We start from the raw sequence: 14969 nt of genomic DNA, 5'->3' as shown, positions 1-14969 counted from the left end.
ACATCTTGGTATAATATCGTAAGGTGGGGGCAGCCTTGGTGGAAGGTGGCAGGAAATAGGGGGTCTTTCTTCCGCATGTCCCGAACAAAACGCCTGACAGAGATGGAGAAGATGCAGATCGTTCGCGAGGCTGCGGAAGGTGTGTCCACCTCTGAGTTGGCGGAGCGTTTCGAGGTCACATCGCGGGCCGTGCGCTACGTCCTGAAAGCTGATGCCGAGCGCCAGGCTGATGCTGCGATCCCAGTCTCAGCTGTCAGCGTGAAGGTCACGGCTGCGGAGCTTGCGGCGCTCGACGCGGTGCTGGCCGAGGCAGGGATCGAGAGCCGGGCCGAGGGGCTGCGGCGGCTCATTCAGGCGGCGGGTGGGGTGTTCGTTCCGGACGCGCAGATGGCGGCCGAGATGGCGCGTTACCGCGCCTCTCTGCACGAGGTCGGGAATGGGGTCGCGCAAATTGCCAAGCAGATGACGCAGGCCAACCGGATGGGGCAGGGGGCCGTGGGCGGCACGCGTGCCGAGTTCACCGAATTGCGCCTTGCCCAGATGCGCGGGCTGGCGCGGTTCATTCTGGATTCTGCTGACGAGATCGATCTGCTCCTGCGCCGCCGTCGGGACGCAATGCAACTGCAGGCCACGGCCGCGCTGAGGGAGTTTGCCCATGCGGCTGAATGATGCCGTCCATGCCGTCACGGGCGAGGTCTTCCGGGATGGCTGGAGCCGCGTTCGGGGCTCGATGCAGGGGCTGCATGTGGCCAAGCAGAGCCAGCTTGTGCGCGCGGCTGCGGGGCATCGGCCAGCGGTCTTCAAGGCGATCCGGGGCGGGGGCACGCATACCAAATCGCAGCTCGCAAACCAGCTCGACTACCTTACCACCAAGTCTACCCATATCGTCGACAGTAGCGGGTTTCTGGATGGCAAGGCGAAGCTCGAGGTCAAGGACATCAAGGACCTGACCGAGCGCTTTGCCAAGCGGTGGGATGCGGGTTTCAAACCCAAGCTGGGCCAAACCACCCACATGCTCATGTCCTTCCCCATCGGTACGCGCGGCGAGGATGTGCGCGACATCGCGACGGACGTGGCCGAGCGGTTCTTCCAAACCGACGCGGGGCATTTCGACTACATCATCGCGGTGCATGAGGACCGCGATCACCCCCATGCGCATCTGGTGCTGAACCGTCGCTCGCAAGAGGGCGAGTTCTTCTTTCTGGGGCGGAACCACCGCTTCAACTATGACGACTTCCGCCTCGCAATGGTCGAGGAGGCGGAGAAGTATGGCGTGCGCCTGGAGGCCACGCGCCGAGTGGATCGCGGCGTCGTGCATTACCCGGCCCGCACCAGCGAGGTCTACGCCGCGAAAGAAGAGGGTCGCGCGCCCCGCGAGCGCGAACGCGTGGGGGCCGACCTGACCCGGACGCTGGCGGAGATCGCCAACACCAGAACCGTCTACCACTCGCTTGCTGCGGAGGCTTCGCGTGAAGCCCGCGAGGATATTGCGTCGGCCCTCTTCCGCGCGGGCGAGGTGCTGGCGCATGGCGGGCAGGTGGACCGAACAGGAGATGTGTATATGGCAGAGGATCAGAGTTTCGAGGATCTGAGAAGCCTCTATGCGGAGAAGCTCGCGCGGGTGCAGGGCATGATCGCCGAAAAATCTGACGCGGACCGACCCGTGCTGGAAAAGCGCCTTATCGAGATCCAGGCGCAGGTCCAGCACATGCAGCCTCTCGGATTGCGATCATCCACGCTGTCAGAGACCCCCTCGGAGGGCGGGATCTATTCCGAGGAGAACATTGACACCAACCAGCTCGCGCGACTGGCCGAGCCCGACCTGAGATCGCGCATTGACGCGGCCCTGCGGGGTACCGGGATCAGCACATCCGAAGTCGTGGCCCGGATCGAGACCGGTGCTTCGAGTGCGGCTCTCGAGCATCAATGGATCGCCGACGATCTCTCCAAGGTCGCTGAAGCCCGCGATCTGAATCTCGAACGCCGCGCCGATCTGGAACAGGCGCGCGACATTCTCAACAATGTCCATGTCGAGCTTGGCACGCTTCTGGAACGGGAGAACGTGCTGCGCCGGGATGGTGTCATGGAAGCGGAACCGGTCAGTGAGCGGTTCCATTATCACCGGGACGCGGTCCGGGCGATGGAAGGGACAATCCGTCAGGAGATGCGCGCAGAGGGCCTGACCGCGCAGCAGATCGAGGAGCGGGACTGGGAGGTTGTCTCAAGGGCGGAGCGCCGGATCGAGGCGGAGCAGCGCGCATATATCGAGGCACACCCGGACTTGCTCGCACGTCCCGGCGATGTGATCGACCGGTCTGAGCCCTACAGGGAGACCATCACCGATGCGGCCCGCGCCAGCGAGATCATCCGCGAGGTTGACCGGATCATGGAGGCACGCGACCTCCGCATGCCCGTTGCAGATGCTGTCACGGATGACTTACGAGCGCGCTATCCGGACATGCCGTCCCACCTCGCCCGCGGGCTCGGCGCGACCTACGCGGCCGTCGTCGAGATCCGGGACACGGAGGCCATCAATCAGGTTCGCCGCGACAACGAGTTGCGCGAGGGGCTTGGGGTTGGCACGCGTGACGCACCCCTCGCGACCCGCGATGAAACGGCGCCGCAGACTGACCGTACCGACCGCCTTGCAGACGAGATTAAGCGTGTTCTGGACCATGAGCGGGCGGGGGAGTTGTCCGCGCCCTTCGAGACCGAGGCGGAGCGGGACGCATTTCGCGACGAGATCGCGCGGGTGCTGGACGTTCGCCAACTCGACCGGCTCACATCCGGCGATGCCGATGCGCTGGAGAAGGTTCTCGAGGACCGCCTCGACCGGCTCTATGTCGCCAAGGTCTATCTGCAATCCGATGCCGCGACGGCCAACACGGAGGCCTTGCGCCAGGTGGTCGATGATCTTGCCGACACCGAATACGAAAAACACCGCACCACAGACGTGGATGGCGAGACCGAGCGGGGTCAGGTCCATTGAGCGCCTCCATGGGAAAAGCGCGGATCGCCACAGGCGTCCTGTTGGTGACGCTTGTGACCGGGGCCATGGGCTATACCATCGCCTCGGCGGTGCTGGCCTACCAGGATCTCGGCTTCGGGGCCGAGATCGACTTTGCCTATATCGCGCAGAACTATCTGGCGATCCTTGATCGCCGACCGGAGGACGCGCAACTTATTCACCTGATCATCGGCAGCTTCGCGGCTGCCGGCCTGATGCTGAGCCTCGCCCTCTCGGGCTCCGCCCTCACACGGTTTGGCCAGACCCATTGGCAGACCGAGCGCGAGATGAAGGCCAATGGCTTCTTCGGGGCGCCGGGCACCGGGTTCATCCTCGGCAAGCTGGGGCCGCCGGGCTCCCGCGCCAACTACATTTGCTCCAAGGTCTTCCCCCATGCGCTGATCGTGGCCCCCACGGGCCGCGGCAAGACCACGGGCTTTGTCATTCCGAACCTGCTGACCTGGCAAGGCTCCGCCGTGACGCTCGATGTGAAGGGCGAGTGTTTCGAGGCCACGGCCCGGCACCGCGCAGCCCAAGGCGACAAGGTCTATCGCTTTGCCCCCACCGATTGGGAGGGCAAGCGCACGCATCGCTACAACCCGCTCCTGCGCATCTTTGAGCTGAAAGATCCCGCGCGCCAGCAGATGGAACTGCAGCTCCTGGCGACGCTTTTCCTGCAAAGCGACAATGACCGGGTGCAGGGGCTCCTCAAAGGCGGGATCGATCTCTTCGTGGCGGCAGGCCTGCTGGCCTTCCAGCGCAAGCGCCCCACCTTGGGCGAGATCTACCGCATCGCCGCCTCGGGCGGGAACAAGCAGAAGGAGTATTTCGCGCGGGGCCATGAGGTGGACAACAGGGCGGCCAAGCTGATCTTCACGCGGCTGGCCTCGACCAACAATGACACCCTGACCTCTTACGTCTCGCTCCTGATGACATCGGGGCTCGACCAATGGCAGAACCCGGCGATCGATGAGGCGACGTCCGTGTCGGACTTTGACTTCCGGACGATCCGCAAGAAGCCCTTTTCGGTCTATCTCGTGGTCCAGCCGCTGATGGTGAAGCCGCTCGCGCCGCTGATCCGGCTGTTTTTCTCCGACCTTCTCTCCGCCATGCAGGAAAAGGATCCCGGACCGGATGAGCCCTGGCCCGTAATGATCATGCTCGACGAGTTCAATCGCCTCGGCAAGATGCCCATCGTGGTCGAGAGCATCGAGACCCTGCGTACCTATCGTGGACATCTGGCCGTGGTCACGCAAACGATCCCCGCCCTCGATGAAATCTATGGCGAAAACACCCGGCGCGCCCTGCAGGGCAATGCCGGCGTGAAGCTCTATTTGACGCCCTCGGATGAAAAAACCGTCGAAGAGCTGAGCAAGGCGGTTGGCAAGACCACGAAGACCGTTATCACGCGCTCTCAGTCCATCGGGAAGAACCCCTTTGAAGGGCGCAGCCAATCCACGCGGACTGAAGAGAGCTCTCTCCTGCCCGAGGATGAGGCGCGCCGCCTACCGCTCGACGAGATCGTCATGGTCATCGATGCCCAGATGCCGGTCCGCGCGAAGCGGATCCAATATTTTGACGATCGGCTGTTCAAGGCGATCCACGCGGCGCAATCAGGCGAGTTGCCGTTTCCGAAGCCGGGGGGAGGGGGATCGCAAGGCACGCTGCCGCTGAGTGTGCGCGCCATGCCGATGTCGCCGCCCGCGAACGGACCAGGTGGGTCTGACGCCGTTGTGGAGACCACACGCCAAGAAGCGGGCACTCAAAAGTCGGGGCAAACCGACGTCGCTTCAAAAAAGACCGCGCCTGTCGTTCAAGCTGTGATCGCTGAGGAACAGCGACAGATGGAGATGGATTTTGGGAGCCAGATTGCGGATGCCGAGGCTGCGAGCGTAGTTGATAAGGTGCAGATGCGCTCTGCTGTCGATGGCTTGGACGAGATGGAAGCGATGCTGCAGGACGGGGATGTCGGAAAGCTGGTTGCTCGATAGGATGAAAAAAGCGACTCTCTTGCGGGGTAGATTGCGGAAGTTCGAAGTGGCCGCGAATGGCCTTGAGGCAGCTCTCGAAACCGGACGTTCGACTCGCACCCTTTCCGCCCATGGCCTCCGAAAGAGCGTTCTCCAGATCTGGCTTCGGCCGGGTTCGATAGTTTTTAGGCCATGGCTCGCTCAAGCCGCTGCTTCCGACGCTCCCAATCGGGCATCACCTTGTCGAGAAGTTCGAAGAACGTCGCCCCGTGATTTGGCTCCGCCACATGGCAGAGTTCGTGGGTTATCACGTAGTCTATGGCATCGACTGGGGCTTGAACCAGACGCCGATTGAGTAGCAAGCGTCCGGTCGGAGACATGGATCCCCATCTTTGCCGGGTCTGGCGAACGATGAGACCTTTCGGCCGGAATGCCTCGGGATCCGGGAACAGACCGAGGCAGAGTTCGATCCGTTCCGGAAACTTGATGTGGGCCCGGTCCCGGTACCATGCCTCGACCAGTTCGCGTGTCACCTCCGGACTGGTCGGCCGGTGAGTCTGGACGACGATGAAGCCGCGGATCAGCTTTACGCTTTCCCGGACATGCGGGACGACCTTCAGCCGGTATTGGCGCCCGAGGTAGAGATGAGTCTCCCCGGCGACGAACCTGCGCTCCGGCGTGCGCGGCAGGAACTGGGAGAAGTACCGCTGCTGCCTTGTCACCCATGCCGCGCGCTTCCGCAGCTTGGCTTCGATGGCGTCTAGTGTCGCGTCCTCCGGGGCCGCGATCAACACCGACGCATCGGGCTCGACGGCGATCTCCAGTGTCTTCCTCGGGCGCCGGACAATCTCGTACTGGATCTCCTGCTCGCCGTACCGCAGGCAGTGCAACTCCCGTGTCATGCTGCGAACCGGGCCCGGGCAAGATCCATAATCTTGAGTTCGAGATCGTCGAGTACTTCTACGGGAAGGTCGATGTCCTTCTCGTCGCGCAGGACATCGAAGAAATAGTCATCAATGGCGTTTCGCAGATTGTTCTGGGCCACCTCGTTCGACCAAATGTCCACGATCAGTTGCGATTTGATGATGTCGATGATCTGTTGAGCGATCGCTGCGACCTCGTCGCCTGTCACTGACTCATCGGTTTTGGTCTTGAGCTGACCATCCAGGACGCCGAAGAAGGCCTGAGCATCCTCATCGCCCCTAATGCTTTCCGGAACATCCCGTCCCCGATCCTTGCGGGCCACCTTGCTCGCGAGATCCATGACACTGTTCAGGTATTCGCGCTCGGAGAGCCGCTTTTCGCGGTAGGCCCGGATGGTTTCTTCGAGCAGCTCGGAGAACTGTTTGTAGAACGTCGGGTCTTCACCCATCTTCTCTGTGATTGCACGGCGGGTGGCGCTGGCGATGCGGTCGGCCTTGGAGGCTTCGGAAACCCCCGTTTCCTCGACGACTGCCTTTAGCGCGTCGGGATCGTTGATGTTTACCACCTCGATGATGGTTTCCGCCGGCATCGCAACGACATGGTCATCGAGCAGCTTCTGGATTTTTGGTTCGAACTCGCGGACGTCCACCGTCTCCTGGTAGCGAAGCTGGACCGACCGCTTCAGTTCAGAGAACTGCTTCCAGTCCCGCTTGAGTGCATCGATCCTGGCCTCGTCGAAGACATCGAACAGCTTGTCCGACGAGAGCGAAATATGCAGGCACCGGCTGAAGGCTTTGAGGCGCGCGTAGAACTCGTGCCGCAGCGCCTCATCGGCGAGGTGCTGCTCGAACTGTTCCATGTCCTTCTTGTTCCGGACAGGCTTGAACAGGTCCCAGAGCTGGTCGTGCAGCTGGGGCAGCTTGCGGATTTCCTCGCGGACGTCATGAACCGTTCCGGCGAGGTCGACCGCCTCGTAGCCTTCGAAGGCGCTGTAAGTCGTCAGCGCACTGTCCAGCTCGCCCAGTAGCCCCTCATAGTCGACGATGAAGCCGAACTGCTTCTCAGTGCCGCCGTCTTCATACAGCCTGTTCACACGCGCAATTGCTTGCAGGAGGTTGTGCTCCTTCAAGGACTTGCAGACGTAAAGCACCGTGTTCCGAGGTGCGTCAAAGCCGGTGAGGAGCTTTGAGACGACGATCAGGATCTCCGGATCGCCGGAACCTTTGAATGCATCGATGATCTGGCGATTGTAGTCCTCTTCGGTCTTGTGCCGTGCCATCATCTGCGACCAGAAGCGGCGCACGAGGTCCTTGGACTCCTGGTCGACCTCCTCGTTGCCCTCGTTCTCATCCGGCGGCGAGATTACGATCGCACTCGAGACGTGGCCGATCTCGTCGAGGACTTCCTTGAAGCGGACGGCGGCCGCCTTTGATGGCGCAACGAGTTGAGCCTTGAACCCGGTTCCCTGCCAGTGCTGGCGATAGTGCTCGGAGATGTCGAACGCCTTGGCTCGAATGGCCTGGTCGGCCTTAGCCAAAGCGTCCATCCGAGAGAACTTCCGCTTCAGATCGCGCTTCTGGTTTTCGGTCAGGCCCTCGCTGATCTTCTCGAACCAGCGGTCGATTACGGCGCCCGAAACCTGCTGTTCGACAAGCCGGCCTTCGTATAGCAGCGGCACGACGGCACCGTCGGCAACTGCCTCGTCGATGGCGTAGCGGTGGATCAGCCGTCCGAAGGTAGAGAGCGTGTTCTTCTCCTTCTTGAGGAGAGGCGTGCCGGTGAAGCCAAGATAGCAGGCCTTGGGAAGGAGGCGGCGCATCTTGGCGGCGAACTGGCTATGGCCGCCGTATCGGCCCGTCTGTGTCCTGTGGCTCTCGTCCACCAGCACGAAGATGTTCGGATCGTCGTCCGCCAGCTTGCTGTTCTTCAGCGCCGTGTCGAACTTGTTGATGATCGTGGTAACCAGCGGAGCCTTGTTCTGGACAAGCTCCAGTAGGTGAGACCCGCTCGTCGCACGGACTGGCTCCAGATCGCAGGACTTGAAAGTGTCCTTGATCTGCTTGTCGAGATCGTCGCGGTCCGTGACGATGATGATCCGCGGGTTCTCGATGCTGCGTTCGAGGGCGAGCGATCTACCCAGCATGACCATTGTCAGCGACTTGCCTGAACCTTGGGTGTGCCAGATCACGCCGCCCTTGCGCGCGCCAATGATATCGTGCTGCTTGACCGTCTCGACCGCGCGGCGGATCCCGAAGAACTGCTGGTGGCGCGCGACCTTGCGAATGCCGCCATCGAATACGGTGAAGCGGCGGATGAGATCGAGCAGCCGCGCGGGTCGGCACAGCGCGTACACCGTCCGGTCTTGAACCGTGACCGCGCGCTCGCCCTCGGCGGCCATTGCGTCGAAGTAGGTACGCGCGCCCGCGAAGTCGCCGGAGAAGATCGAGGCTTTTTCCGTCGCCGCAAGGACGCGGTTGGCGAAGGGCGCGATGGCCTCGTCGGTGTCTTCTTCATCATGCCACTCGGCCCAAAACTTAGACTTGGTCCCAACTGTCGCATAGCGCGCGCTGTTGCGGTTCATCGAGACTAGCAGCTGGGCGAAGTGGAAGAGTTGAGGGATATTGTCTTCGTTCTGGTAGCCAATCAGCTGGCTATCTGCTTTCTTAAGGCTCTCAGTCGGCCGCTTGTTCTCGATCACTAGGATCGGAATGCCATTAACGAAAGCAACAATGTCGAAACGCTTGGTTTGGCTGGACGCGGTCCTCTCCACCGAATACTCGGCAGTCACGTGGAAGACGTTATTCTCAGGCTGGTCCCAGTCGATGTAGCGGAATGAGTAGCTCTTTGAATCGCCGTCGATGGACTTCGTGATCGTCGTCCCTAGGACAAGCGAGTCGTAGATGTCCTGGTTCGTCCCCCGGAGCCCCTTCATACGGTCGGGCGTGGGTTTGAGCCGCCGCATGGCTTCGTGCGCGTCCTCAAGGTCAAAGCTGTATTCTCTCCCCCGATGCGTGAAGCGGTTGATGCGCATCAGCTGCTCGGCGAGCACGTCATCCAGCACCACGTTCCGCAGGCGCCCGCCGCGCAGGCGCAGAGCTTCCTCCTGAGACAAGGGTGTAAACCCTAGCGCGACAAGAAGCTGAAGTGCAGGAAGTTGGGACTGGTGTTTTTCTGCTGCGATGAATCCCTCTTCCATCATACTTCTTCCAGAACTTCGTCTTCAGTTTCTTCGACTATTGCCAGTTGAGCAGCCTTTGCTTTTTTGGAGAGCTTCTTCTTAGCTGACGAGGCGGGCTTCTCTATCAGCTCAATTGCTACTTCGAAGCCAAGCCGACGCAACCGTTCAACCGATACTTGCAAGCTGACTTTGCTAAAGAACGGAAGGCCCAGCTTTCCGTTTGCATACGGCTGGCGCATGATACCGTAAACAATTGTGTAATTCTCGCGGGCCACACGTTCCGTGGATCTCGGCAAGTGGACTTCAAACCCTTTCTTTTCTGACTTCACAACAGAGCGCAGCTTCTTTCGAAAGCCATTGTCACCCACGAAGCTTTCTGCACTAACCACTCCTTGTGACCACAAATGACTAATAGGGCCGGACGAGTGACCATCCTTCAAATGAATGAAGTGCTTCTTGTCGGACAGAAAATCCGCAGGTTCGAGGTTCGCGTTTTTTACGCCAGTCGGGTTTATCTTTGTCTTGTCGAGCTTTAGTAAGTCGCCAGCCCGCGTTTTGACCAAGTCTTCTATGAGTTCCTGCTCATTATGCGCAGCGGTCTTACCAACGATAGCAACCCTATCGATGCCATCGAAAAAGCTATCGACGCTGTCTTTGAAAGAGGCTTCGACCTGAAACCAGTTTCCCGCGAACAGGATATAGTGACGTGTGGTCCCCCCTGAGCTCAAAGATGCTTCGTGGACAAAGCAATCGTACACTTTCCACTTTTCTGAGAATTCGTCCTTGTCAGAAGGTTTTGCCGATATACGATGCTTTTCCTTGATCTCCTTGATGTCACCGGCAAATTTGCATCTGTTTAACTCGCTGACATAGTCAGCTATCGCCAAGCTATGGAATGTGACGCCGTGGCTGCGGAAACCGTTGTAGTGCAGTTCACTTCCTTCCGTGTAGTCGACCACTTCCGGTGGTGACATGTGCAGGTCCGCCGGATTGCCCTTTCGCAACTCACTCAGGTCCGAAAACAACTCCTGGTCCAGCTGTTCAATGAGGTCCTTTTCGATGACGGGCCGCAGATTATCGACCCATTTGAAATCGGTTCGATAGTCTTTCTTCTCATAGACCTGGAATATCTCTGCACATTTCGCCTCGATATCGCCCGGGCCGATCTCACAGGTGATTGACAATGAGTCTTTGCCTGCAATGAAGCGTGCAAAATTCGGGTCCTTAGGCGTGCCGCCTGCAACCCTTGCTATATCGCGTAGTTGATCGACACCAAAGGTGTTCACGTCACTGTCTCGGCTGGCTTGCACCCGCTTTTGAAAGGTCACGGCATCAGGCGTTGCAAGGTCAAGCGAACGAATGCTGCTCCCAGGAACGGAATTCAGCGTGACCTTCAAGCCGAACTGACGTTCGAACGCATCGTCATTCAGCGCCATATGTATCTGGCCAAAACAGACAGCAACATACCTGCCTTTGACCGGGACGAAAACGACCGCACCGGCTCCGCCAGTCATCATGCCATCAAGCGTTCTTTCGAGGCCGGTGGAAATGAAGTCCGCCCAAACTGGCGGCTTGCGATATATCTGCCCAAAGTAGACCTCACCACCTTCGATTGGGGGCCAAGGTTCTGACGTGAGGGGTTTTTCACCGTCCTCCGCAAAGGTCGGAGAGATCGCTTTTGCGGGTGCCCGTCCTTTTCTGAGAAGGCGGAATGTCAGGGTTTGCATCTTCTTTGCCATCAGGAATCCTCCCCTTCGACCCGCCACTCGCCCGTCAGCAGCTTCTGCATGAGGCCGCGTTTCTGACGGGTGACGGCTTCGATTTCGCGCTCGGTGGCGGCGAGGTCGTCGCGCGCTGTGTTCAGGGCAGCGGCGATGGCTTTCTGCTCGTCCAGTTCCGGCAGGGGCAGCTTCAGCGCGGCGAGGTCGTCATAGTAGGTGCGCTGGCGCACGCTGCCGGAGCCGCCGCTGTTGATGTAATGGGCCCACCAGGACGTCTTGCGCAGGTGGTCAAGGTAATCGGGGTCAAGGCCATCGGCATTGCACGCGAAAACGACGTAGTCGGGGCTGACTAGGACTTCCTCATCGCGCTCGTTCATCGCGATAGAGCCGACATTGATGCGCATCGGGTTGTAGGCGAAGGCGCGCGGGGGAAGGCGCTTGTAGCGGCTGATGTCACCGGCGATGGTCTGCTCGCGCATGGGCACGACACCCTGGGCCTTGGTGACGCCCATCACGTAGTCGCGCCCGAACCCCTTTGCCCCGTTTCGGGCGGTCAGTTCATGGGTGACAGCGGCAAGGCGTGTCGGCACCCAGTTTCGGCGCTGGTCGCCAAGGCGCAACTCGCCGAAGAGCATCGCATAGCGAAGGGCACCCAAGCGCTTGTTCTTCGCTGCGCGGAGGGTGGCGAGCTTTTTGAGCGCGTCGTCCCAGATTCGCAGGATCTCGGGCGATCTTGCGCTGTTCTGGGAGAGGCGGCAAAGGAAATTCAATGGCCTCCAAATCTTCTCGATTGATCTTTGGCAATCCCGTCCGGAAGGAACGAGAAGTCGCGGACGAGACGAAACCTTGTGACGTCAGCACAAAATAGATGAACTCTCGATTTGCACGCGCGGAATCTGAAACCCACATCGGATACATGTCCGCACTACAAATGCCGTCGAAGCTAGGCAGAGCCACCTTGTTCAGGTTGGGACGGATCTTTGAATAGAGGATTGCGTTTCGATCAAAAGCATACTTACCTGAGATCTGCCCAAGCTCTCGTGCAGATTTCAAACTACTCTTTTCAATACCGCCGCCTGACAACAAGTTGTCTGGCCCGACGCTGATCAGGTCAGCTATCGCTTCGTCCTTGGGGTCGACTTGCCCAGAAGCGATGTTGACGGTCTTGCCAACAGTGGTGATTTCCCAACCTTCAGGCTTCAACGCCGAGCTCCTTCAGATACCCGGCCATTTTCGTCCGGACGTCAGCAAGTTCACCCTCGATCCGCAGGATTTCCTTCTGCACGGCGGCGACGTCGATTTCTTCCTCCGGCTCGAAGGTGTCGACGTAGCGGGGGATGTTGAGGTTGTAGCCGTTCTCGGCGATCTCCTCAGGCGCTGCCCGATGAGAATACCGCTCGACCTCAGCGCGGGTGGCGTAGGTCTCCAGCACCTTGGCGACATGGGCCTCGTCCATCACGTTCTGGGTCTTGCCCGGCGTGAATTCCTTGCTGGCGTCGATGAACAGCACGTCGCGCCGGTCCGCGTTCGCGCCGCCTTCCTCGCGCGAACGGTCGAAGATCAGGATGGCGACCGGGATCCCCGTGGTGGTGAACAGATTGGCGGGCAGGCCGACGACCGCGTCAAGCAGGTTCTCCTCGATCAGCTGCTGTCGGATGCGCCCCTCCGCGCCGCCCCGGAACAGAACGCCATGCGGCACGATCACCGCGATGCGGCCGGACTGGCGCTTGGCGATCTCGATCATGTGGGTGATGAAGGCGTAGTCGCCCTTGGACTTGGGCGGTACACCCCGCCAGAAGCGGTTGTACTGGTCGCTGTCGGCGTCTTCCGCACCCCACTTGTCGAGCGAGAACGGCGGATTGGCGAGCACCACGTCGAAGCGCATGAGGTGATCGCCCTCGACCAGCGTCGGGCTATTCAGCGTGTCGCACCATTCGATGCGGGCCGCGTCCTTCGCGTGCAGGAACATGTTCATCCGAGCCAGCGCCCAGGTAGCGCCGTTCACCTCTTGCCCGTAGAGGGCGAAGTTTTCGGACCCGACTTCCTGTGATGCCTGAATAAGCAGAGAGCCCGACCCACATGCCGGATCGCAAATGGTATCGCCGGGCTGAGGCGCGGCCAGCTTGGCGAGCAGACCGGAAACAGCGGTCGGGGTATAGAATTCGCCCGCCTTCTTACCGGCGTCCGAGGCGAAGCGGGAAATCAGGTAGATGTAGCACTCGCCGATGATGTCCTCGGTCACCCGCGACGGGCGCAGGTCGAGGGCGGGCTTGGCGAAGTCCTCAAGCATGTTCTTGAGGCGGCGGTTGCGATCCTTCGGGCGGCCGAGATTGGCCTCGGAATTGAAGTCGATATTGCGGAAGACGCCCTCGAGCTTCGCGCGGTTCGCGTCTTCGATCTTTTCAAGCGCGATATTGATCAGCTCGCCGATGTTGGGCTCGTTTCGCTGCGCGTAGAGATCATAGAAGCTGGCACCCTCGGCAGGATGAAGCGTTCACGTTCCAACCGCCGACGGATGCGCGCATCATCGTCCCCGTATTGCTTGCGGTAGGTCTCGATATGATCATTCCAGAGGTCCGAAATGTACTTCAGGAACAACATCACGAGAATGTAGTCCTTGTACTGACCGGGCATCGACAGCACCCCGGAAGGTGTCGCAAGCCGCCCAGGCGGTCTGATTGATTTGCTGTTGAGTAATCTGGTCGGTCATCAGGCAATCTCCTTCTGGTCGGCGGCCTTCGCGGCCTCACCGAGAATGGCGCTCAGGAGGTTCTCCCGGCGAGCAGCGAGCCGGCGGAGCAACTGTCCCTCCTGCCGGGCAAGGGCATTGAGTTCGACAATGCTTTTTTGTGTGGTCAGGTCGGGGACAGCGATCTCGAGGTTCTCGAGAACCGTCTTCGGGATCATTCTTAGACTTGTGCCCTGTGCTTCCGCACCAAGCTGCCGCTGCGCATCAGGCTGGTTGATGGCCCAAGCCAGGTATTCCGGGAGAATGCGGCCCCTGTCGGGGCGAACGATCAATAATGGGACGATGACAACGATAGGCTCGGGCAGCGGATCGGGAATGGCTGCAGCAGCATTCGGCTCGCCCGCGTGAGCGGAATACCACCTCGCCGCCGCGGACAAAGTAGCGGTCGGACAGCTTGTTCAGATTGTACCTTTGGAAGTCCGAGCCCGGCATCTCGCCGGTCGTTCCGACATCGCGCAGTTGCAGTGCCGGCACGCCACCCTCCAACACGGGATCGAGTCTTCCGCGCGCTGTGTATCCTGAGTGAATGTCGGAGAGATCCGAGAGTCGCATTAAAGAAAACCTCTGTAAGTCTTATTACAGAGAAATAGGCGGGTCAGGTTGGCGAGTCAACCCGCTGAAATGCAGTTTTTCCCCTACAGAGAAAAATAAGGGGTCTTTCACTACCATGCAAGGGGGGCCGACCATAGCCCTTGCGACGGTGTAAGCTCATGTCCCCACTTCCTTTTCATGATCGTTTCGATGAAGTCCTGCCCGAGTTCGCCAGACTTTGGTGATGTGGAAGGACTCCACGTTGCCGCAACCCATGCATACTGGGCCTGTTCTAACGTTCGCAGCAAATGTCTCTTCTGGCGGGCCGCTTCTCAGCATCGCGGTCCAAAGCAGTAACTCGGCTCCGTGCCGTCACCGTCTTCCGAGACGACCCAACCTTGAAAGCTGCGCCAGCATCCTAGCGCCAGTTCCGGTCCCGTCGCCGGCAGGAGATGCAGTTGGCCCACCCGCTGTGTTGGGCCGGCTTGGCAACGCTTGCACACCGAAGAATTGTCGCGCTCGAAGGGCTGCGTATTCAGCCCCGGTTGCACCCCCGATGGCGTAACGGTTGTAAACCTGTTGGCTACCTGCCAGCCCTCTGGCGAACGCATAGCTCCCCCCGAACCCTGCCGAAAGTGCCGGCATCATGATGTTGCCGGAAATTGCCCGAACCAGGAATGGCGTTGCTATGATGAATCCCTTTGCCATCAGCACCATCATGAAGAACGGAATGAGCGCACCGATGTTGGAGGCGCCTTCCGGGTCGCCCAGCTTAGCAAGAAGCGCACGCGAGACACCCGTGATGGTCGCGAACACGCCGGCAACGACGATCGGGTATATCGCGAAGGAAATCAGTGCCGAAAGCCAGCGTGCGAAATAATCCTTGGTC

The 14969-nt window shown here is 60.1% G+C and carries 10 protein-coding genes and 1 pseudogene; 3 read left to right on the top strand and 8 right to left on the bottom strand.

Annotated features, from left to right (window positions below; translation table 11 throughout):
* The first annotated feature begins 75 nt into the window (after positions 1-75).
* From TQ29_RS17775 to TQ29_RS17765, 3 genes are read left to right on the top strand one after another with little or no spacing between them, the layout of a single operon-like run.
* Complete coding sequence (locus tag TQ29_RS17775) at positions 76-669, top strand: transposase (RefSeq protein ID WP_054540514.1); 594 nt, start codon at positions 76-78, stop codon at positions 667-669.
* Entirely contained in the window at positions 656-2989 is a 2334-nt protein-coding gene (locus tag TQ29_RS17770) for a relaxase/mobilization nuclease domain-containing protein (RefSeq protein ID WP_054540513.1), read from the top strand. Before TQ29_RS17775 ends, TQ29_RS17770 begins: the two co-directional genes overlap by 14 nt.
* Before the next feature lie 8 nt (positions 2990-2997).
* Positions 2998-4998, top strand: coding sequence for a type IV secretory system conjugative DNA transfer family protein (locus TQ29_RS17765; protein WP_054540512.1), 2001 nt, complete (start codon positions 2998-3000; stop codon positions 4996-4998).
* Between the two features lie 164 nt (positions 4999-5162).
* Here the strand turns inward: TQ29_RS17765 and TQ29_RS17760 are convergent, their stop codons facing one another.
* The 8 genes and pseudogenes from TQ29_RS17760 to TQ29_RS17730 form a co-directional block, all read right to left on the bottom strand.
* Positions 5163-5879 (bottom strand): M48 family metallopeptidase, encoded by a 717-nt coding sequence (locus TQ29_RS17760; protein WP_054540511.1) that lies wholly within the window; start codon positions 5877-5879, stop codon positions 5163-5165.
* A complete protein-coding gene (locus TQ29_RS17755; RefSeq protein WP_173585988.1) occupies positions 5876-9100 on the bottom strand; it encodes a type I restriction endonuclease subunit R in 3225 nt (1074 codons plus the stop codon). Before TQ29_RS17755 ends, TQ29_RS17760 begins: the two co-directional genes overlap by 4 nt.
* The gene (locus tag TQ29_RS17750; RefSeq protein ID WP_054540509.1) at positions 9097-10818 is read right to left on the bottom strand and encodes a TIGR04141 family sporadically distributed protein; all 1722 of its coding nucleotides are present in this window, start codon (positions 10816-10818) and stop codon (positions 9097-9099) included. Before TQ29_RS17750 ends, TQ29_RS17755 begins: the two co-directional genes overlap by 4 nt.
* Positions 10818-11390, bottom strand: a complete 573-nt coding sequence (locus TQ29_RS17745) for a restriction endonuclease subunit S (protein ID WP_082386770.1) — start codon at positions 11388-11390, stop codon at positions 10818-10820. Before TQ29_RS17745 ends, TQ29_RS17750 begins: the two co-directional genes overlap by 1 nt.
* Positions 11359-12003 (bottom strand): restriction endonuclease subunit S, encoded by a 645-nt coding sequence (locus TQ29_RS20410; protein WP_082386769.1) that lies wholly within the window; start codon positions 12001-12003, stop codon positions 11359-11361. Before TQ29_RS20410 ends, TQ29_RS17745 begins: the two co-directional genes overlap by 32 nt.
* A pseudogene (locus tag TQ29_RS17740) lies at positions 11993-13510 on the bottom strand (type I restriction-modification system subunit M). Before TQ29_RS17740 ends, TQ29_RS20410 begins: the two are co-directional and overlap by 11 nt.
* Entirely contained in the window at positions 13510-13926 is a 417-nt protein-coding gene (locus TQ29_RS17735) for a hypothetical protein (RefSeq protein ID WP_255353469.1), read from the bottom strand. The pseudogene TQ29_RS17740 and the gene TQ29_RS17735 overlap by 1 nt, the downstream one beginning before the upstream one ends.
* A 526-nt stretch (positions 13927-14452) precedes the next feature.
* On the bottom strand, positions 14453-14969 hold a 517-nt coding region (locus TQ29_RS17730; protein ID WP_173585987.1), incomplete at its 5' end, for a type IV secretion system protein.

Origin of the sequence: Actibacterium sp. EMB200-NS6, assembly GCF_001305615.1 — a bacterium.
Classification (GTDB): Bacteria; Pseudomonadota; Alphaproteobacteria; order Rhodobacterales; family Rhodobacteraceae; genus Actibacterium_A; species Actibacterium_A naphthalenivorans.
The sequence above is the reverse complement of the archived record's forward strand: the minus strand, read 5'-3'. Positions and strand labels throughout refer to the sequence as shown.

What these genes read in the sequence shown, in the direction of transcription:
- TQ29_RS17765 (WP_054540512.1), top strand. Translation starts at nt 2,998, where the DNA reads ATGGGAAAAGCGCGGATCGCCACAGGCGTCCTGTTGGTGACGCTTGTG.
- TQ29_RS17760 (WP_054540511.1), bottom strand. Translation starts at nt 5,879, where the DNA reads ATGACACGGGAGTTGCACTGCCTGCGGTACGGCGAGCAGGAGATCCAG.
- TQ29_RS17775 (WP_054540514.1), top strand. Translation starts at nt 76, where the DNA reads ATGTCCCGAACAAAACGCCTGACAGAGATGGAGAAGATGCAGATCGTT.
- TQ29_RS17770 (WP_054540513.1), top strand. Translation starts at nt 656, where the DNA reads ATGCGGCTGAATGATGCCGTCCATGCCGTCACGGGCGAGGTCTTCCGG.
- TQ29_RS17755 (WP_173585988.1), bottom strand. Translation starts at nt 9,100, where the DNA reads ATGATGGAAGAGGGATTCATCGCAGCAGAAAAACACCAGTCCCAACTT.
- TQ29_RS17750 (WP_054540509.1), bottom strand. Translation starts at nt 10,818, where the DNA reads ATGGCAAAGAAGATGCAAACCCTGACATTCCGCCTTCTCAGAAAAGGA.